The 18,045-nt window shown below is 69.0% G+C and carries 16 protein-coding genes; 15 read left to right on the forward strand and 1 reads right to left on the reverse strand.

All coding sequences use genetic code 11. The features are described 5' to 3' along the window. The first annotated feature begins 2 nt into the window (after positions 1-2). From MF609_RS08605 to MF609_RS08635, 7 genes are all read left to right on the forward strand, one after another. The gene (locus tag MF609_RS08605; RefSeq protein WP_242415894.1) at positions 3-545 is read left to right on the forward strand and encodes an OmpA family protein; all 543 of its coding nucleotides are present in this window, start codon (positions 3-5) and stop codon (positions 543-545) included. After that, positions 542-1,072, forward strand: a complete 531-nt coding sequence (locus MF609_RS08610; protein ID WP_242415895.1) for a flagella basal body P-ring formation protein FlgA — start codon at positions 542-544, stop codon at positions 1,070-1,072. Before MF609_RS08605 ends, MF609_RS08610 begins: the two co-directional genes overlap by 4 nt. A 122-nt stretch (positions 1,073-1,194) precedes the next feature. After that, positions 1,195-1,503 carry a flagellar biosynthesis anti-sigma factor FlgM gene (flgM, locus tag MF609_RS08615; RefSeq protein WP_242415896.1) on the forward strand — a complete coding sequence of 103 codons (309 nt, stop codon included), beginning with the start codon at positions 1,195-1,197 and terminating at the stop codon, positions 1,501-1,503. Continuing rightward, positions 1,490-1,828: a flagellar protein FlgN gene (locus tag MF609_RS08620; RefSeq protein ID WP_242415897.1), complete on the forward strand. Its 339-nt coding sequence runs from the start codon at positions 1,490-1,492 to the stop codon at positions 1,826-1,828. Before flgM ends, MF609_RS08620 begins: the two co-directional genes overlap by 14 nt. A gap of 80 nt (positions 1,829-1,908) precedes the next feature. After that, positions 1,909-2,820, forward strand: a complete 912-nt coding sequence (locus MF609_RS08625) for a lytic transglycosylase domain-containing protein (protein ID WP_242415898.1) — start codon at positions 1,909-1,911, stop codon at positions 2,818-2,820. Next, positions 2,820-4,916 (forward strand): flagellar biosynthesis protein FlhA, encoded by a 2,097-nt coding sequence (flhA, locus tag MF609_RS08630; protein WP_242415899.1) that lies wholly within the window; start codon positions 2,820-2,822, stop codon positions 4,914-4,916. The genes MF609_RS08625 and flhA overlap by 1 nt, the downstream gene beginning before the upstream one ends. Then, entirely contained in the window at positions 4,913-5,659 is a 747-nt protein-coding gene (locus MF609_RS08635) for a sigma-70 family RNA polymerase sigma factor (protein WP_242415900.1), read from the forward strand. Before flhA ends, MF609_RS08635 begins: the two co-directional genes overlap by 4 nt. Before the next feature lie 771 nt (positions 5,660-6,430). Here MF609_RS08635 and MF609_RS08640 read toward each other — a convergent pair. Further along, on the reverse strand, positions 6,431-8,422 hold the full coding sequence (locus MF609_RS08640; RefSeq protein ID WP_242415901.1) for a flagellin N-terminal helical domain-containing protein: 1,992 nt from the start codon (positions 8,420-8,422) through the stop codon (positions 6,431-6,433). A 246-nt stretch (positions 8,423-8,668) separates the two neighbouring features. Between MF609_RS08640 and MF609_RS08645 the strand changes: the two genes are divergently transcribed. The 8 genes from MF609_RS08645 to MF609_RS08680 are packed head-to-tail and all read left to right on the forward strand — an operon-like array spanning position 8,669 to position 18,045. After that, a complete protein-coding gene (locus MF609_RS08645) occupies positions 8,669-9,958 on the forward strand; it encodes a sigma-54 interaction domain-containing protein (protein ID WP_242416016.1) in 1,290 nt (429 codons plus the stop codon). Further along, positions 9,955-10,320: a flagellar hook-basal body complex protein FliE gene (gene fliE, locus MF609_RS08650; protein ID WP_242415902.1), complete on the forward strand. Its 366-nt coding sequence runs from the start codon at positions 9,955-9,957 to the stop codon at positions 10,318-10,320. The genes MF609_RS08645 and fliE overlap by 4 nt, the downstream gene beginning before the upstream one ends. A 1-nt stretch (position 10,321) precedes the next feature. Next, positions 10,322-12,022, forward strand: a complete 1,701-nt coding sequence (fliF, locus tag MF609_RS08655; RefSeq protein ID WP_242415903.1) for a flagellar basal-body MS-ring/collar protein FliF — start codon at positions 10,322-10,324, stop codon at positions 12,020-12,022. Beyond that, positions 12,019-13,026 carry a flagellar motor switch protein FliG gene (fliG, locus tag MF609_RS08660; protein ID WP_242415904.1) on the forward strand — a complete coding sequence of 336 codons (1,008 nt, stop codon included), beginning with the start codon at positions 12,019-12,021 and terminating at the stop codon, positions 13,024-13,026. Before fliF ends, fliG begins: the two co-directional genes overlap by 4 nt. After that, on the forward strand, positions 13,019-13,780 hold the full coding sequence (locus tag MF609_RS08665; protein ID WP_242415905.1) for a FliH/SctL family protein: 762 nt from the start codon (positions 13,019-13,021) through the stop codon (positions 13,778-13,780). Before fliG ends, MF609_RS08665 begins: the two co-directional genes overlap by 8 nt. Further along, the gene (locus MF609_RS08670) at positions 13,780-15,108 is read left to right on the forward strand and encodes a FliI/YscN family ATPase (RefSeq protein WP_242415906.1); all 1,329 of its coding nucleotides are present in this window, start codon (positions 13,780-13,782) and stop codon (positions 15,106-15,108) included. The genes MF609_RS08665 and MF609_RS08670 overlap by 1 nt, the downstream gene beginning before the upstream one ends. After that, positions 15,101-15,529: a hypothetical protein gene (locus MF609_RS08675; protein WP_242415907.1), complete on the forward strand. Its 429-nt coding sequence runs from the start codon at positions 15,101-15,103 to the stop codon at positions 15,527-15,529. Before MF609_RS08670 ends, MF609_RS08675 begins: the two co-directional genes overlap by 8 nt. Positions 15,530-15,561: 32 nt before the next feature. Continuing rightward, positions 15,562-18,045, forward strand: a complete 2,484-nt coding sequence (locus tag MF609_RS08680; protein WP_242415908.1) for a flagellar hook-length control protein FliK — start codon at positions 15,562-15,564, stop codon at positions 18,043-18,045.

Consider the following 18,045-nt stretch of genomic DNA (forward strand, 5'->3'; position numbering starts at 1 on the left):
GAATGAACCGTTTCGACCCCGCCCCCGGTCGCCCGCTATGGCTGACCACCCTTGCCGACCTGTCGCTGCTGCTGGTCGGGTTCTTCGTGTTTCTGCAGGCGGCACAGGCCGTCGACAAACGCGCGCTGACCGCCGGTATCCGCGCCGGTTTCGATGCCCAGCCGATCCCGATGACGGTCGATCGTGCGGCGATCGACGGCTTCGCCCCCGGATCGGCCACGCTGCCTACTGGCACCGCCAACACCGTCGAGTTCGTGCGCGGCGCGGCGGCGGACCGGCGCATCGCCGTCACGCTGACCGGTGGAACGGCCGGTGACGTCGATCGGACGACCGGCAGCGCCGCGATCCTCGCCACCGACCGCGCGCGGGCCGTCGCCGCGCTGCTGGTTCGCGAAGGCGCGGTGACGCCCGCCCAGATCGCCTTTGCCCCGCCCGGAACCGGCGGACGCGGCGTTTCGATCGATCTTGGTTTTGCCGGTGAGCGGCAAGCCGTTGCCGACCGGCAAGCGCCGCTTGCCGCCCCGGCCGATGGAGCAGAGAAATGATCCGTACCACCCTGTTCGCCGCGATGCTGGTCACGGCCCCCGCCGCCGCGCAGACTTTTCAATCGACCGCCCAGCTCGACGAAGCGGTAGTGCAGTTCACCGGTGCCAGCATCGGCATGGATGGCGGCGCGCAGATGCCGGTCGACCCCCGGCTGAAGCTGGCACGCTGTCCGATGCCGCAATTCGGCTGGCTGTCCGACCGGCAGGACGCGGTCGTCATCAGTTGCATGGCACCGGCATGGAAAGTCTATGTCCCGGTCCGCCGGCTGACCCGCGCCATGCCCGACCGCCCGGCCGCCGCCCCGGTCGCCGTCGTCGCCGCCAAGCCCGAACCGGTCATCCGCCGCGGCGACCCGATCATGGTCGAGGCTGGTGCCCCCGGCTTTTCGATCACCCGCGACGGCGTCGCGATGGGCGATGCGCCGGTCGGCGGGCGGTTGATGGTCAAGATCGATCCGGCCAAGCCGCCGATCCAGGCGATCGCGCTGGAATCGGGACGTGCCGCCCTGCCGGGCTTCACCGGCTGAAGCGGCGGTACCGCTGCCCCGGCACCGCCGAGGCAAAAAAATAAGCCCACAGTAATTTTTGCTAAAGAAGTTCCGGATGCCGCCGTTTCTCCTCATGTCAGCAGTTCGTGAAGGACGGGGACATGGTGGACTCTGTTGGATCAAGGCTGGTTTCGTCGATCGGGGGGCGCGGTGTCGCGCGGACCGATGGGCAGACACGCGCCGAAACGACGCAGGGTGCGCCGGATGCGACTCCCGCCAAGAGCGGCGTGTCGCTTCTGTCCGGCGGGACCACGGCGCAAGCGATGTCGGCAGCGCCGCCGGTCGATACCGATCGGGTCGCGACGATCCGCAAGGCGATTTCCGAAGGACGCTTCCCCCTGTCGCCCGCGACCATCGCCGACCGGCTCATCGCATTGAAACTCGATTGGAACAGCAATGAACCGGCGTGATGCGCTGATCCAGATCATCGACAGCCTGCACGCCGAAATCGCGGCGTTGCAGACCAACGATGTCACCGCGTTGGAAACCGCCACCGCGATGAAGCTGCAGGGGATCGAAGCGGTCGCCGCCAATGACGACCTGCCGCTCGACGCGGAGCTGGAAACGCTGGCACGCGAGGCGCAGCGGCTGAACGAGACCGCGCGCATCTATGTCAACCTGATGGCGGCCAATGTCCGCCGGCGGATCGACCAGCTGTCCGGCGGCGGTTTGCCGGCCTACCGGCCAGTGGTTGCCGGCACGCCGCAGCGCATGGCCGCCGCGGCATATCGCTGATCGGTCGACGACAGCAAATCTCGAATTGGCACGCCGCTTGCTGTGCTTGCTCCTGAACAGGGGAAGCAGAGCAAAGCCCGATGAGTGTCGTTCCGGTAGAATCCCGATCCTATGTCCACAGCGCGATCGCCAAGGCGAGCGCGCGGACCGGTGTCGATTTCAATTACCTGCTGGGGCAGGCACAGGTCGAAAGCGGCCTGCAGGCCAATGCCCGCGCCGGCACGTCCTCCGCGACCGGCCTCTATCAGTTCGTCGAACAGAGCTGGCTGGGCGTGGTGAAGGCGCATGGCGCCGAACACGGCATGGCCTGGGCCGCCGACAGCATCCGCCAGGGGAGCAACGGCCGCTATTATGTCGCCGATGCGGGAACCCGCCGCGCGATCCTGAACCTGCGCAGCGACCCGCAGGCATCGTCGCTGATGGCCGCCGAACATGCCGCCGACAACAAGGCCGCGCTGGAGAATGCGCTGGGCCGCTCGGCGACCGGTACCGACCTGTATATGGCGCATTTCCTCGGGCTGGGCGGTGCGCGCCAGTTCCTGACCACCATGCAGAGCAATCCCGACCGCTCGGCGGCGGCCATGTTCCCCGCCGCGGCGCGCGCGAACCGCTCGATCTTCTACGGCGCCGGCGGCCAGCCGCGCTCGCTTGCCGAAATCTATGACAGGATGGCCACCAAGCTGGATCGTGGCGCGAAGGCCGGCGGCGGCGAGGGCGTCGACATGGGCGACGCGCTGAACGGCGGCTTTCCGGTCAATAGGATGCAGCCGGCGGTGCTGATGAACGGCTTCGACGGCGACGTCATCATGGGCAACGAGGCGCAGGGTGGCGACGCGGCATGGCTGACGACGACGCTCGCCAACCTGAACGTCGTGCGCAGCCGCAGCGGCGACGCCACGACGCCGCAGATGCAGATGGCCTCGCTCTATCGCCCGACTCCTGAGTCGGCGCGGCTCGCCTATTCGATCCTCGCCGGCCTGGGGAACGCGTGATGCAGGCGATCCTGAGCAATCCCAAGAGCATCCTGCCCGCGCTGCGCGGGTCGGCGCTGCCCGGTGCGATCCTGCTGCTCGTGCTGCTGATGGTCGTGCCGATCCCGGCGTTCATGCTCGACATCTTCTTCGTCATGAACATCATGATCTCGATCGCGGTCCTGATGGTCGCGCTCAACGCGCAGAAGCCGCTCGACTTTTCCGCCTTTCCGACCGTGCTGCTGTTCGCGACGCTGTTCCGCCTCGGCCTCAACGTCGCATCGACCCGAGTCGTGCTGGTGCACGGCCACGAAGGCGAAGCGGCGGCGGGCCATGTCATCGAGGCGTTCGGCACCTTCCTGATTGGCGGCGACTATGTCGTCGGTCTCTTCGTCTTCTCGATCCTCATCATCATCAACATGATCGTGGTGACCAAGGGTGCGGGCCGCGTGTCCGAAGTGTCGGCGCGCTTCACCCTCGACGCCCTGCCCGGCAAGCAGATGGCGATCGACGCCGATCTGAACGCGGGACTCATCACCCCCGACGAAGCCCGCGCCAAGCGCATCGAGACCGGCGCCGAAGCCGATTTCTACGGTGCGATGGACGGTTCGTCGAAGTTCGTGAAGGGCGACGCGGTCGCCGGCCTGCTGATCCTGGCGATCAATATCGTCGGCGGCCTGATCCTGGGGGTCGTCAGCCACCAGATGGCGGTCGGACAGGCGGCGCAGACCTATGTCCTGCTGGCCATCGGCGACGCGCTGGTCGCGCAGGTGCCATCGCTGCTGCTGTCGATCGCCGCCGCCGCCATCGTGACCCGCGTCACCTCCACCTCGTCGCAGGACCTGGCCGGACAGATCGGTACCCAGTTCGCGTCGCACCGCACCTGGGCGCCGGTCGCCGGTATCCTCGGGCTGCTGGCGATGCTGCCGGGGATGCCGTTCCTGGTGCTGGCCCCGGCGGCAGGCATTGCGGGCTTCGCATCGTGGAAGCTTGCCAAGAAGAAGAACGCCCCCCCGCCCCCGCCGCCGGTCGAGGCACTGCCCGAGGCCGCCGACCTGTCGAAGATCGGCTGGGACGAAGTCGCCGACACCTGCCACGTCATGCTCGACATCGGCTATGGCCTCGTGCCGCTGGTCGACGAGCGCAAGGGTGCGCCGCTGATGAGCCGAATCACCGGGGTCCGCCGCCAGCTGTCCAAGGAACTGGGTTTCGTCGTGCCGCAGGTGAAGGTGCGCGACGACATCAACCTTGCTCCCTATACCTATCGCATCTCGATCGGCGGCGTGGTCGTCGGCGAGGACATGGCGTCGGCGACCGAGATGCTGGCGCTCGACACGGGCCAGGCGGTCGGCATGCTGAACGGCAAGACCGCCAAGGACCCGACCTTCGGATTGGACGCCGTGTGGATCCAGCCGGGTGATGCCGATGCGGCGACGGGTGCCGGCTATCTGGTGGTCGATGCCGGGACCGTCATCGCCACGCACCTGAACCATGTGCTGACCGTCAATGCGACCGAGCTGCTCGGCCCGGACGAGGTGCAGGCGCTGCTGGACGGGCTGAAGGACCGTGCCGCCAATCTGGTGGCGGCGCTCTGCCCCAACCCGTTGACGCTCACCACGCTGACGCAGGTGCTGCGCGCGCTGCTGGCCGAGAATATCACGCTCAAGGAATTCCGCCGCATCGCCGCCGCGATCGTCGTCGTCGCCCAGCGGACGCAGGATGCCGACGAGATCGTCGAGCTGATCCGGCCGGAGCTGGGCGCGCTCATCATCCAGAAGCTGTGCGGGGTGCGCGAGCCGCTGCGCGTCATGACCCTCGAAGGGCAGCTGGAGGCCTTGCTGGGCCAGGCGATGCGCAACGATCCGTCGCGCCGCCATGCGATCGAACCGGACCTCGGCCGCCGCATCATCGACGCGCTGACCCATGCCGCCCAGCCGCTGATGGCCGAGGCCAAGCCGTTCGCACTGGTCGTGCAGCCGTCGATCCGCGTCGCGATCCGCAAGCTCGTCAAGACCTGCCTGCCCGACACCCCGGTCATGAGCTTCTTCGAAGTTCCCGAGGACAAGGCAGTCGAAGTCGTCGCCGTCATCGGTGCCCCGGAGGCCATCCCCGCATGAACGCCCCCTTCTTTCCCCAGCCCGAGCTGAGCGTGCCGGTCTATACCCGCAGCGCCCGGCCCAACGATGGCGACGCGATCGTCCGCCGCCACCTGCCGCTGGTCCGCCGCATCGCGTGGCACGTCCATGGCCATATGAGCACGATGGTCGATGTCGAGGACCTGGTGCAGGTCGGACTGGTCGCACTGGTCGAGGCGGTGCCGATGTTCGAGGATCGTGGCACCGTCACCTTCGAGCAATATCTGGCCACGCGGCTGCGCGGGGCGATGATCGACGAGCTCAGGCGACAGGCGACGATCAGCCGGGGCGCGATGAAGCGGCGGCGCGACTATGCCAAGGCGGTGTCGACCCTGACGGTCGAGCTGGGCCGCGCGCCGGTGCCGGCCGAGATCGCCGACCGGCTGGGCGTGCCGCTGGGGCGGTTGCGCGTCGACTATGCCGATGTCCAGTCGGTGCAGTTCGATTCGATCGACGACGTCTATACCGACGAGGCCCCGTGGTTCATGGACGACGGTCCCGACGCCTTCGAAGCGCTGGCCGAGGGGCAGCTGCGCGACACGCTGATAGCCGCGATCGCCGCCCTGCCCGAGCGCGAGGCGCAGGTGATCCAGCTCTATTATGTCGAGGAACTGAACCTCGAAGAGATCGGGCAGGTGCTGGGCGTGGGGGCCGCGCGCATCTGCCAGATCAAGAAGGCGGCGCATGAGAAGCTGAAACGGGCACTGGCACGGGCCGCCGGGTAGTTTCGCTTTCAATTTAGATATTTGGACGGGGTCGGGCGGGAAGTCCGGCCCCGTTTTCGCGCCCAAAGTTCACAAAGTTCACACTCGTGCACATTTTGCGCGCGGTGCGGTTGGGTCGTCGGTCCGGTCGGAGAAGAAGAAGCGGGACCCCGGGTCAGGCCCGGGGTGACGATGGGGTTCGGTGGCGAGAAAGAGCGCGCGCAGGTTAGCCTGGCGGGGCGGTTGTAGGAAAGCGGTGCAGTTGTCGCACTCCGCCACCCGTGGGTACTCCGGCGGAGGCCGGGGTCCAGTTGGGGGACGACAGCGATAGAAGCGTGGTGTTTTCCCAACTGGGCCCCGGCCTCCGCCGGGGTAGGGCAGGTTGTGGGTGAGGGCCGCAATGCTGGTTCCGTGCCCCCGCGCAGGCGGGGGTCCAGGGTTGTCGAGCGCTATCGTTGCGATTGGGACTCTGGATCCCCGCCTGCGCGGGGATACGCCGGCCGACGACGACGACCTGATACGGCGGGCGTCTGAATCCTCGCCTGCGCGGGGATACGGGTACGACAATATGCGGGCGTGGCGTTTGTGGACGTCCCCCTCCACCGTCCTGCGGACGGTCCCCCTCCCCGTGCCGGGGAGGATTTGGGTCGTGCCCTGTATATAGAGTCCGTGTGCGCTTCAGAACGCCGAAACCCCCGGAGACCGCTTCGGGTCGCCGGGGGTTGGTCCCGTTGCCGGGAGTTCCGCCGCCACCGCCTTCATCAAGGGGGAACGGCGGCGGCGGAGCCGGGATTAGCCGAGGAGCTTCAGCACGCCCTGCTGCGACTGGTTCGCCTGGGCGAGCATCGCGGTCGAGGCCTGGCCGAGGATCTGCGCCTTGGCGAGCGCCGTCGATTCCGACGAGAAGTCGGTATCTTCGATGCGGCTGCGCGCTTCCTGCAGGTTCGACGAGGTGGTCGTCAGGTTGTTGACGGTGACCTGCAGACGGTTCTGCACCGCACCCAAGTCGCCGCGGATCGACGAGACCTTGTCGAGCGCCTTGTCGATGGCGTTCATCGCCACCGCGGCATTCGCCTGGGTCGACACGTTCAGCGCGCCGCCGACCGTGGCAGCCGAACCGCCCTGTGCCGAGATGCCGACCTTGGCGAGCGAACCTGCGGTCGAGCTTTCGACGCGGATTTCCGCACCGGTGTCCGACTTCAGTTCGATACGGCCGCGCAGGGTCATGCCCGCCGCGCCGGCGGTGGTGCCGGTTGCGGCCGTGCCGTCATCGCCCGACATCGCGGTGACCATGCCCGCCGAGGTACCGCCAGTGCCGTCCTTGATGGTGATGTCGTTGCCGGTCGACGAGGTCAGGATCAGGTTGCCCTTATCGTCGCTCGACGCGACCAGGCCGCTGATGCCGGCGTCGTTGATGTTCTTCACCACTTCCGCCATCGACATGCCGGCCTTGCCGTCCGAATCGGCGAGGGTGACGGTCGCGCCGTTGATGATGACGGTGTTGGCGGCGACGACCTTCGACGAGTCGAGCGCTACGGTTGCCGTCGTCGTGGCGGTGGCGGTGACACCCGACTTTTCACTGACCGCGTTGATCGCGGCGGCCTTCGACGCGGCCGAGGCGTCGTTCGAGGCACCGACGGCGACGCCATTGATGCGGACGTCATCGGTGGTGGCGAGCTTGGTATCGCTGACCGAAGACCCCTTCACACCGTCATTGGTGGTGGTTTCGTTCAGGCCGAGCGCGGTCAGACTTGCGGCCGGGCCGGTTGCGCTGCGCTTGATGTCGATCGCTTCGCCGGTCGAGCTTTGCAGCGCGACGAAACCGCCATAGGTGCCGGCGGTGAACCCCGCCTTGCCCGCTGCCGTGCCGCCGATTTCGATCGTTTTGCCGGTATCGTTCGACAGGACGATCTTGCCTTCGCTGTCGAGCTGGGCGCTGATGCCGCCCACGTCACGGTTGATCTTGTCGACCAGTTCCTGGCCGTTGGCGCCGGTGATGTCGACGGCTGCGCCGGCACCGACCTTGATGGTTAGGCTGCCGGTGGCGGTGATGCCGCCTGCCGCGATCGGGCCACCCGACAGGGTGTTATATGCCTTGGCCGACACGCCGGTCTGGCCGGTGTTGGCGTTGATGCTGGCGGCAGTCGTCTCTGCGTCGGCGGTGGTCAGCGCGGTTCCGAGCGCGTTCTTGCCGTTGAACTGAACGTCACCGACAGCGACCGTGGCACCATTGACGCGGCCGGTGGTCGCCTGACCTTCGACACGATAGCCATTCAGGCCGAGCGCAGTGGCCGAGGTGCTGGTGAGGCTGACCGACGTGGTCTGCCCGGCCTGCGAACCGGTCTGCAGCGTCACGGCCTTCACCGAACCGTCGAGCAGGTTGATGCCGTTGAAGTTGGTCTTGGTCGCGATGTCGTTGATCTGCGCGGTCAGCTGACCGACTTCCGACTGGAGCGCCTTGCGTTCCGACGAACCCAGCGTGCCGTTGGCGGCTTGCCCTGCGAGTTCCTTCATGCGCTGCAGCATGTTGGTGACTTCGCCCAGCGCGCCTTCGGCGGTCTGCGCCATCGAGATGCCGTCGTTCGCGTTGCGCGCGGCGACGGCCATCGTCTTGATCTGGCTGGTCATGCGGCTGGCGATGGCGAGGCCGGCGGCGTCGTCCTTGGCCGAGTTGATGCGCTTGCCGGTCGACAGGCGCTCCATCGACGCCTTGAGCGAGTCGTTGGCGGCGGTCGAGGCGTTCGCGGCGCGGAGCGATCCGATGTTGGATCCGATAACGGTCATTGGGTGTGTCCTCCAGTCTGACTTCCAGCGCCCCGCGTCCCCCCCTTGAAGCGATCGGGATCGAAGCTGCTGCCCGGAGAAACGGCACGCATCGGACGGCATTAAGCAAAAAAGTTCCGGGCCTTCCCCGGCCCTCGCGCGCGCACGAGGGCGTACGCGGAGTACAGAGCCGAATCGGGGGTCATTTTACCGGCCGTTAACCATTTGCCGGCAAAAGGGTGCCGTTCAGGGGGAATGTCCGAAACAATGCGCTCGATCTATCCATCCGCCGCCGTGCTCGCGTCGAAGTTTACGCTGGTCTCGTCGCTGCGTGCGCAGGGCTTTGCGCTGGCCAATGCCGGGCAGAAGCCGGGGCCGCACGACGTGTTCCTGGTGATGGAAGGCGAAGTGCCGCCGATCGCCGCGCGCACGCTGGTGCTGGCCGACGGTCCGGCCTCCGCCACCCCGTTCGAAGGAGGCCGCCCGGCCCGCCTGTCCTATTCCCATGCCGATACCGAGCTGGCCCATGCCTTTGCCGCCGCGCTGCTGTGCGGTCGGCACGAGGCGGTCGCCGCCGACCCCGAAAGCCTGGCGCTGCAGGCGCTGGCCCGCCGGGTCGCCGGGGCGGACATCACCGTGCTGGTCAACGGCCCGACCGGCACCGGCAAGGAAGTGCTGGCCCGCACCATCCATGCCGAGAGCAACCGTGCCGAAGGCCCGTTCATCGCGATCAACTGCGCGGCACTGCCCGAAACCATGCTGGAAGCGATGCTGTTCGGCCATGTGAAGGGCGCGTTCACCGGCGCGGGCGCGGCGGGCGAAGGGTTTTTCCGCGCGGCGCATGGCGGCACGCTGCTGCTCGACGAAATCGCGGAAATGCCGCTGCCGCTGCAGGCCAAGCTGCTGCGCGTGTTGCAGGAACGCGAAGTCGTGCCGATCGGCGCGACCCAGGCCGAGGCGGTCGATGTCCGCGTCGTCGCCTGCGCCAATCGCGACCTGCAGGACGAAGTCGCCGCCGGCCGCTTCCGCGCCGATCTCTATTACCGCCTCAGCGTCTTTCCGCTGACCACCCGCGCGCTGGCCGACCGGCCGGGCGACATCGCCGCGCTCGCCGCCGCGATGGTGGTGCGCCATGCCGGAATGCGCGGGACCCTGCCGTGGATTTCGGACGAGGCGCTGGCGATGCTCGGCCGCCATGACTGGCCGGGCAATGCGCGGGAGCTGGAGAATGTGATCCAGCGCGCGCTGCTGCTGGGCATGGGCGACCGGATCGAGGCGCACGATATCGTGTTCGACCGGGCGAGCGTTCCGGCCGCCACCGCTGCCACCGTGCCGCAGGCGGTCGAGCCGGTCGCCGCGACGCTGACCAACATCGTCCAGATCCACGAGTTCGCGGCGATCCGCCGCACGCTGGAGGAATGCGGCGGCAACCGGATCGAAACCGCGAAGCGGCTGGGCATTTCGGAGCGGACGCTGCGCTACCGCCTCGCCAAGGCGCGTGAGGCCGGCGAGCTGCTCGCCGCACCCGCGACCCAGTCGATGGCGGCGTCGGCATGAGCGGCGTCGGCGGTGTCGGCGGCGCGATGGGCGTCGACCGGGTGATGGCGCTGCGTGCGCAGATCCTCGAACGCAACCAGGCCCTGTCCAAGGCGAATGCGCAGGTCGCGACCGCCCCGGTACAGGCCGAACCGGCCAAGCCGACCAGCTTCGCCGATGCGATGGGCGACGCGCTGAAGGGCGTGAACGCGCAGCAGAACAAGGCGAGCGAATTGTCGGCGATGTACGAACGCGGCGAGACCGTGGACATCGCCAAGGTGATGATGGCCCGCCAGCAGGCATCGGTCGGCTTCGAAGCCACGATGCAGGTCAGGAACAAACTCTTGTCCGCCTACAAGGACATCATGAGCATGCCGGTCTGATATGGAAAACGCACTCGCCACCACCGGTGCAGGCGGCGTTCCCGCCGCCCCCGCGACCAAGTTCGCCAACCCGCTGACCCAGATCGGCGGGATCATGAAGAACCCCGCCGTCAAGCGCAGCCTGCCGATGATCTTCATCGTCGGGCTCGTCCTGTCGGCGGCGCTCGCCTGGATGGCATTGGCCACCCCGCCCCAGCGCACGCTGTTCCCGCAGCTGCCCGACAGCGACAAGCAGGCGGTGGTCGACGCGCTTTCCGCCGCGAAGATCACCAGCCATGTCGACGATTCGGGCGGGATCACCGTCGCCGAGGACGATTACCACCGCGCGCGCATCCTGCTGGCGGGCCAAGGCCTGCCCAAGGCCGCGCCGGGCGGATACGCCATCCTCGACCAGCTGCCGATGGGCGTCAGCCGCGCCGTCGAGGGCGAGCGGCTGCGCCAGGCGCGCGAGACCGAATTGGCCAAGTCGATCGGCGAGATCGAGTCGGTGGCGGACGCCCGCGTCCACCTGGCGATGCCCGAATCCTCGGTCTTCGTGCGCGACAATGCGCAGCCCTCCGCCTCGGTCATCGTCCGGCTCGAACCCGGTCGGAGCCTCACGCAGGCGCAGGTCCGCTCGATCGTCAACCTCGTCGCCAGTTCGGTGCCGGGGATGAAGGCCGATCAGGTGACGATCATCGACCAGATGGGCGCGCTGCTGAGCAAGCCGACCGACGGGTCGGAAGGATCGACTCTGTCGGACGAGCGGATCGATTATCAGCGCCGCATCGAGGACAAATATCGCGCGCAGCTCAACACGCTGCTGACCCCGCTGCTGGGTGCCGGCAATTTCTCGGCCGAAATCCAGGCCGATGTCGATCTGGACCAGAGCCAGGCGACGCGCGAAAGCTATGACAAGCAGGGGGTCGTCCGCGCCGAACAGGGTAATTGGCAGGGCAATACGCCCGGCGAAACCACCCCCGGCGGCGTGCCCGGCGCACTGGCCAACACCCCACCCGCCGCATCGACGCTGGCGACCGCGACCCCCGGCCCCGCCGGTGCGACGGTCCAGCCGGGTACCGCGCCGGGTGCTCCCGCGCCGGTCAAGACCAGCGAGAATTTCAACCGCGCCTATGATTTGGGCAAGGAAGTGTCGGTGACCCGTGCCGCCCCCGGTTCGATCCGTCGCCTGTCGGTCGCCGTGCTGCTGCGCGAACCCGAAGGGGCGAAGCCGCGCACCCCGGCCGAGATCCAGCAGATCAACGACCTGGTGAAGGCGGCGGTCGGCTATAACCAGCAGCGCCAGGACACGGTCACGGTCATCAGCCGGAAATTTTCGCCCGATGCGGTCGCGACCGATGTCGCCCGCCCGTGGTACGATGCCGACTGGGTGCCGCTGGCCGCCCGCAACGGCACCGCGCTCATCATCGCGCTGCTGGTGCTGTTCATGGGGGTCCGCCCGATGGTCAAGGCGATGAACGAAAAGCGCAACGCCGATGCCGCCGCCGAAACGGCCCGGATCGCCGCCGCCGAAGCCGCCGAAGCCGCTGCAAAGGCCGCGCTGGCCGCCCCGGCCGGGCCGGAACCGGTGAGCATGGAGATGCTGGAAACCGCCACCAGCTATGACGACCGGGTCGGGCTGGTCCGTGGCTTCACCCGCGACAATCCGACGCGCGCCGCGCTGGCCGTCCGCGACATGATCCAGTCGGACGCCAAGCAGTGAACGCGCCCGTCCGTATCCAGACCGGCGTCGAACGCGCCGCCGTCCTGATGATGCTGGTCGGCGAGGAGGAAGCCGCCGCCATCCTCCAGAAGCTGGAGCCGGAAGAGGTCCAGCAGCTGGGCAAGGCGATGTTCAGCGTCGCCGATGTCAGCGAGGACGAGGTCGCCGTGGTCCTCGACGATTTCGTCGAAAAGGCCCGCGAGCGCACCACGGTCGGCTTCGACCCGCGCCCGCACATCGAAACGGTGATGAACCGTGCGCTGGGTGCCGACAAGGCCGAGAGCGTGCTGGCCAAGATCACGCCGGTGGAGACCGCATGCCAGATCGAGCTGCTCGACTGGATGGACGCATCGGAGATCGTCAGCCTCATCAAGGACGAACATCCGCAGATCGCCGCCGTCCTGCTCGCCAATCTCGACGCGACCATCGCCGCGCAGGTGCTGGAAGGACTGCCCGAAGCGTCGCAGCCGCAGATCCTGCACCGTATCGCGAAGCTCGGCCCGATCACGCCGGAGGCGATCGAAACGCTGAAGTCGATGCTGTCGCGCCGCTCGACCGGGCGCAGTTCGGGCAGCGGCGTGCAGCTGGGCGGGGCGAAGGACGCCGCCAAGATCCTGTCGTCGGGCCGCAAGGCGACCGAGACGCGGGTCATGCCGAAACTGGCCAAGATCGACCGCGACATTGCCCGCCAGATCGAGGACCAGCTGTTCGTCTTCGACAACCTGCTGGAGATGGACGACAAGAATCTGGGCGTGCTGATCCGCAACGTCGACAGCGACCTGCTGGTCCGCGCCCTGAAGGGCGTCGACGAGAATGCGCGCGGCCGGTTCCTGGGCTGCATGTCGGCGCGCGCCGCCGACGGCATCCGCGACGAGATGGAGGCGCGCGGGCCGATGAAGCTGGCCGAGGTGCTGGACGCGCAGAAGGGCGTCATCACCATCGCGCGCCAGCTGGCCAAGGACGGGACGATCATGATGGGCGGCGGCGACGACGATTATGTTTGAGAGCGCCGCCTCCCCCGCGCCCGCGACCGGCTTCGTCGCCGGCTTCGCCAGCCGCCATGTCGCGGCGGCCGATATCCTGGCCCGCGCCTTCGGTGCGCCCGATCCGTTCGCGGCGACCGGCGTCATCCCCGTGCGCCCCGCCGATTTCGGCATGGCCGCCGAACCGGTGCAGCCGTCCGGCCCAAGGCATTTCCGCCCGGCCGATCCCGACAGCAACCCGACCGAGGGCTGGGACCCGTTCTCGACCGTCGTCGAGGAAAGCGTCCATACGCTGGACCCGGTCGCCGAAGCCCATGCGGCAGGCTATGCCGAGGGGCTGGCCGCCGCTGCCGCCGCCAGCCAGTCCGACACCGCGCGCGACCATGCGCTGCTGGGGAAGCTGGCCGAGGCGCTGGGCACCGCGACCCATATCGACCGTGAAGCGATGGCCGAGCGGCTGCGCGCGACGGTGCTGACGCTGGTCCGCCAGATCGTGGGCGAGGTCGGCGTATCGGCCAACCACCTGATCGAACGGATCGACGCCGCCGCCGACCTGCTGGCCGACGGTGCCGAATCCGCGATCCTGAGGATGCACGAGGCCGACATGCCGCTCGTCGAGGGCAAGCTGCCCAAGGCCGTCTTTCCCGTCGCCGACGCCCATGTCGAGCGCGGCGGCTTCATCCTCGAATCCGCCTCGACCGTGGTCGAGGACGGTCCCTCGCTCTGGCTGGAACAGCTGGGCGCGGCGATCGAAACCGTACCGGTGCCCCGCTGATGCTCAACCGTTTCACCGACGACTATCTGGGTGCGCTGGCCCCGACCGATTTCCGGCCGCGTGCGCGGGTGGCGGGCAAGCTCGCCAGCTATGACGGGCTGCTGATGGAAGCGGTCGGGCTGTCGCTGCCGGTCGGCACCGTGTGCCAGGTCGGCACCGGCGATGGCGGCATGGTCGAGGCGGAGGCGATCGGCTTTCGCAACGGCCGGACGCTGATGATGAATCTGGGCGGACCCGCGCCCCTGCTCCCCGGTGCGCTGGTGCGGCCGGGCGACAAGCCGGGCGAGGCCGAGGTCGGCGACGCGATGCTGGGCCGGGTGGTCGATGGCGCGGGCAAGCCGATCGACGGCAAGGGCCCGATCCGCGGTGCGGGTCGCTGGCCGCTGGCCGGACGTATCCAGTCGCCGCTGGACCGCGGCCGCGTGCTGGAGCCGATGGACGTGGGCGTGCGCGCGATCAACGGGTTGCTGACGATCGGCCAGGGCCAGCGCGTCGGCATCATGGCTGGCTCCGGCGTCGGCAAATCGGTGCTGCTGGGCATGATGGTCCGCGCCGCCAAGGCCGATGTGATCGTCGTCGGCCTGATCGGCGAGCGCAGCCGCGAAGTGTCGGACTTCCTCGAAACCAAGCTGAAGGGCGATGCCCGCGCGCGCTCGGTCGTGGTCGCGGTGCCGGCCAATCATTCGCCGGTGCTGCGCATTCGCGGCGCGCTGCGCGCGACCGCCATTGCCGAGGCGTTTCGCGAACAGGGCAAGAAGGTCCTGCTTATCATCGATTCGCTGACCCGCGTGGCGCATGCCGGCCGCGAGATCGGGCTGGCGCTGGGCGAGCCGGCGTCGGCGCGGGGCTATCCGCCCAGTGCCATCGCGATGCTGCCGGGGCTGATCGAACGCGCGGGCACTTGCGTGCGCACCGGCGGGTCGATCACCGCCATCTATACCGTGCTGGCCGATGGCGACGACAATAGCGACCCGGTGGTCGATTCGGCGCGGTCGATCCTCGACGGGCATATCGTGCTGAGCCGCCAGCTGGCCGAGCGCGGCGTCTATCCCGCCATCGACCTCGGGCCGTCGGTCAGCCGCGTGATGACCGACATCGCCGACAAGCCGCATCTGGCCGCCGCGCGGGTGCTGCGCCGGCACCTGGCGACGTACGAGGAGAATCGCGATCTCGTGCTGATGGGGGCCTATCGCCCCGGCACCGATGCCGCGATCGACGGGGCGCTGGCCGCGCATCCGGCGGTCATGGAATATGTGAAGCAGGATTCGGACGAGGTCGTGTCGCTGGACGATGCCGTCGCCGAGCTGGTGGGCGTGTTCGGTGGCTGACAGGGCCAAGCGCCTCGCCCGCGTGCTGCGGGTGCGCACCATGCAGCTGAACCTCACCCAGGCCGAAGAGGCCCGCGCCGCCGCCCGCGTGGCGGAAGAGATCGCGCTGCGCGACCGTATCCTTAATCTGGCGCAGGCGGTGTCGCCGGTGCCGACGCCCAGCGCGAGCGCACAGACGCTGGGCGCCGCCGCCCATTATCGCGAGAAACTCCACGCGACCGCGCGCGTCGTCGAACATCGCGTGGCACAGGCCGACGACGGGCTGACCCGCGCCAAGTCCGCGACCATGGCCGCCAAGCGCGACCAGAGCGCGGTCGAAAAGCTGCTGGAGCGCGCCCATGCCGCCCGTGCGTTGCGCGAGTTGCGCGCGCTCGAAAACGCGCCGCCGGTCCGCCGTCTCAATCGGCACGATCCTTGCTGATCGACCGGTCGAACGCTTCGACGGATCGACCTATGACCCTGCTCTCGGCCCTTTCCAGCACCACCTCACCGCTTGCGATGCCGGCAATGCCGCTCGTCGGCCCGCTGACCGGCGATTTCGCGGCGTTGATCGCGGGAATGGTGCCGGCGGGCGATGCCGAAGCGATGCCGGTTGCGGGGGAGCGGCAGGGTACTGCCCCGACCGGCAACGCCTTGCCGGTAACGCTTGCCACGCCATTGACGCCGGTCGCGCCGGTCGAGGTTACGGCACCCATCGCGCCGCCGCTGCCGGTGTCGGCGACCGAGGCAGTGCTGATGCTACCGCAGGAAGCCGCTGCGCCGGTGGCGACGCCGATCGAGCAGATCGCACCGGTGCTGGTGGCCGCCGCGGCGATCGGCGTTCTGGCGGGCGCGCTGCCCGACAAGGAAACGGTCGAGACCCCGCCGCGTGCCGAGGAGGTCGTCGCCCGCGCGCTGCCCATGCCGGTGCCGACCCGCTTTGCGATGACTCCGCCGCGCGCGAAGCGGGCCGAGACCGCGACGCCCGACACGGCCGGCCCAGAGAGCCAGGAGGACGGCACCGATCCCGAACAACCGGCCGCGGAGGCCGCAGTGCCGGTCGTTGCCGCACCGGTAATCGTGCCGCCACCGGCCGACGCGATCCTGTTGCCCGCCGCCGTGCAGGCGACCGTGCAGGCCGGCGATCCGGTCACCGCGTCGGGCGATGGCCCGACGCCCGCCGCGATGATGGTGATCGAAATGGGCGAGGTCGTTGCCGCCGAACCGGTATCGGGCAAGGCATCGACGATGCGATCGGCGAAGCGGACCGATGCCGCCCTCCCCCCGGCCGAGACCCGTCGCGCGGCTGCCGCGACAATCGATCGGACGGCCGATAGCGATCGGGACGCCATAGTCGCCGAACCGGCGATCGGCGTCGTGACTGCGCTCGATACCGATCAGCCGGTGCCGGTGCATGTCGTGGTGCCGCCGGTCGTGGACGGCGCGCCGCTGGTCGTGCCCATGGCCGCCGCTCCCGCCCGAAGCGCCGGGTCGATCGTCCGGCCACCCGCCACCGCCGCTGCATCCGCGGTCGTACCGCCCCAGACATCCGCGACGCCGATGCCCGGTCGTGCGGCGATCGCGCCGTCCTTCGTTCGCTCGACCGGGTCGGATGCGGTGCGGACCGCCGGTATCGCTCCGGTTGCTGCGGTGGCACCGGATGGGCTGGCCGGGGCGATGGTCGATCTGTTGCCGGTCGACGAAGCGCCGCTGGCGATGACGGCTCCCGCTACACCGCAAATGCCTAGCGTCGCGCCGGCCATGCCTGCCGATGCAGCGGCAACGCCGGTTACCATCGACGTCGGGCAACCCGCCCGGAAGCCGACCGCCGACGCGGTGCTGCGTCCGGCCGAAACTCCGACGATGCCATCGCCAACCCGCCTTTCCCGGCCGATGACGCGGACCGGCTTCGCACCGACCGCTCCTGTGTCGCGCGGCATTGCGCCGAACGCCGACGCGGTGGTCGAACGCGGCACGGCAACGCCTATCCCGGTCGCCGACTCAGGCAATCCCGTGCCGCTGGCGGAAGTGCTCGTCGATCGTCAGCCGATCGACCGTGAAGCCGCGACCGAGATCGCCGCCCGGCCGAGCAACCTCCGACCGCCCGCGGCAGCAAACACCGATCGTCAGCCGATCGCGAGCGATGCCACTGCGCCCGCCGTCTCGGTTGCCGCTGCTGCGACCCAGCCCACCGTTGCCGCGCCGCCGGTCACGCGGATTGCCGGCGTTCCGGTGCCGGACACCGCACCGGTCCCGGATGCGACCCTGGACGATGGTCAGGGCGTTCTTCCCGCCGCTCGCCGGCCGGTGGATGCGCAGGTCGACGTGCCCGCAGCGATGCCGCCGGTCACGCGCCGCGACGCCGTTCCGGTGGCGGGTGTCGCCCCGGTCGTGGCCGACGCGATGCTGCGCGACAGCGACACGCAGGTGCCACGCGCACGGCGGGACGATGATCCGGCGATCCCGACGACCGGCGCCATCGCCGCGCCCGACGCCGCCGTGCTGCGCCCGGTCGCGCCGACCGCCCATGCCGCGAACCCCGCGCTCGACACGCGCCAGCCGCAATGGATCGAGGGGATGATCGACCGGATAGAGACGCTGCGCGAGGCGAGCGGCACGAACGGCAGCGGCGAGACCCGCATCCGCCTGTCGCCCGACGCGCTGGGCGATGTCGAGGTCGCGATCCGCACCGGTGACGACGGCAAGCTGCATGTCCACTTCAACAGCGACAATGCCGATGCCGGCCGCCTGCTGGCCGATGCGCAGCCGCGCCTGTTGCAGATGGCCGAGGCCCGCGGGCTGAAGCTGGGCGGGATGCAGGTCGATGTTGGCACGCAGCAACAGTCGCAGCAGTCGCAGCGCCAGGCGCAGGATCAGGGCAATCCCGCCCCCCGCGCGCCGCGGTCCGCCGCACGAGCAGACACCCAAACCACCCGATCCGATGATCGTATCGCCTGA

It is taken from the genome of Sphingomonas panni, from assembly GCF_022664435.1.
Classification (GTDB): domain Bacteria; phylum Pseudomonadota; class Alphaproteobacteria; order Sphingomonadales; family Sphingomonadaceae; genus Sphingomonas; species Sphingomonas panni.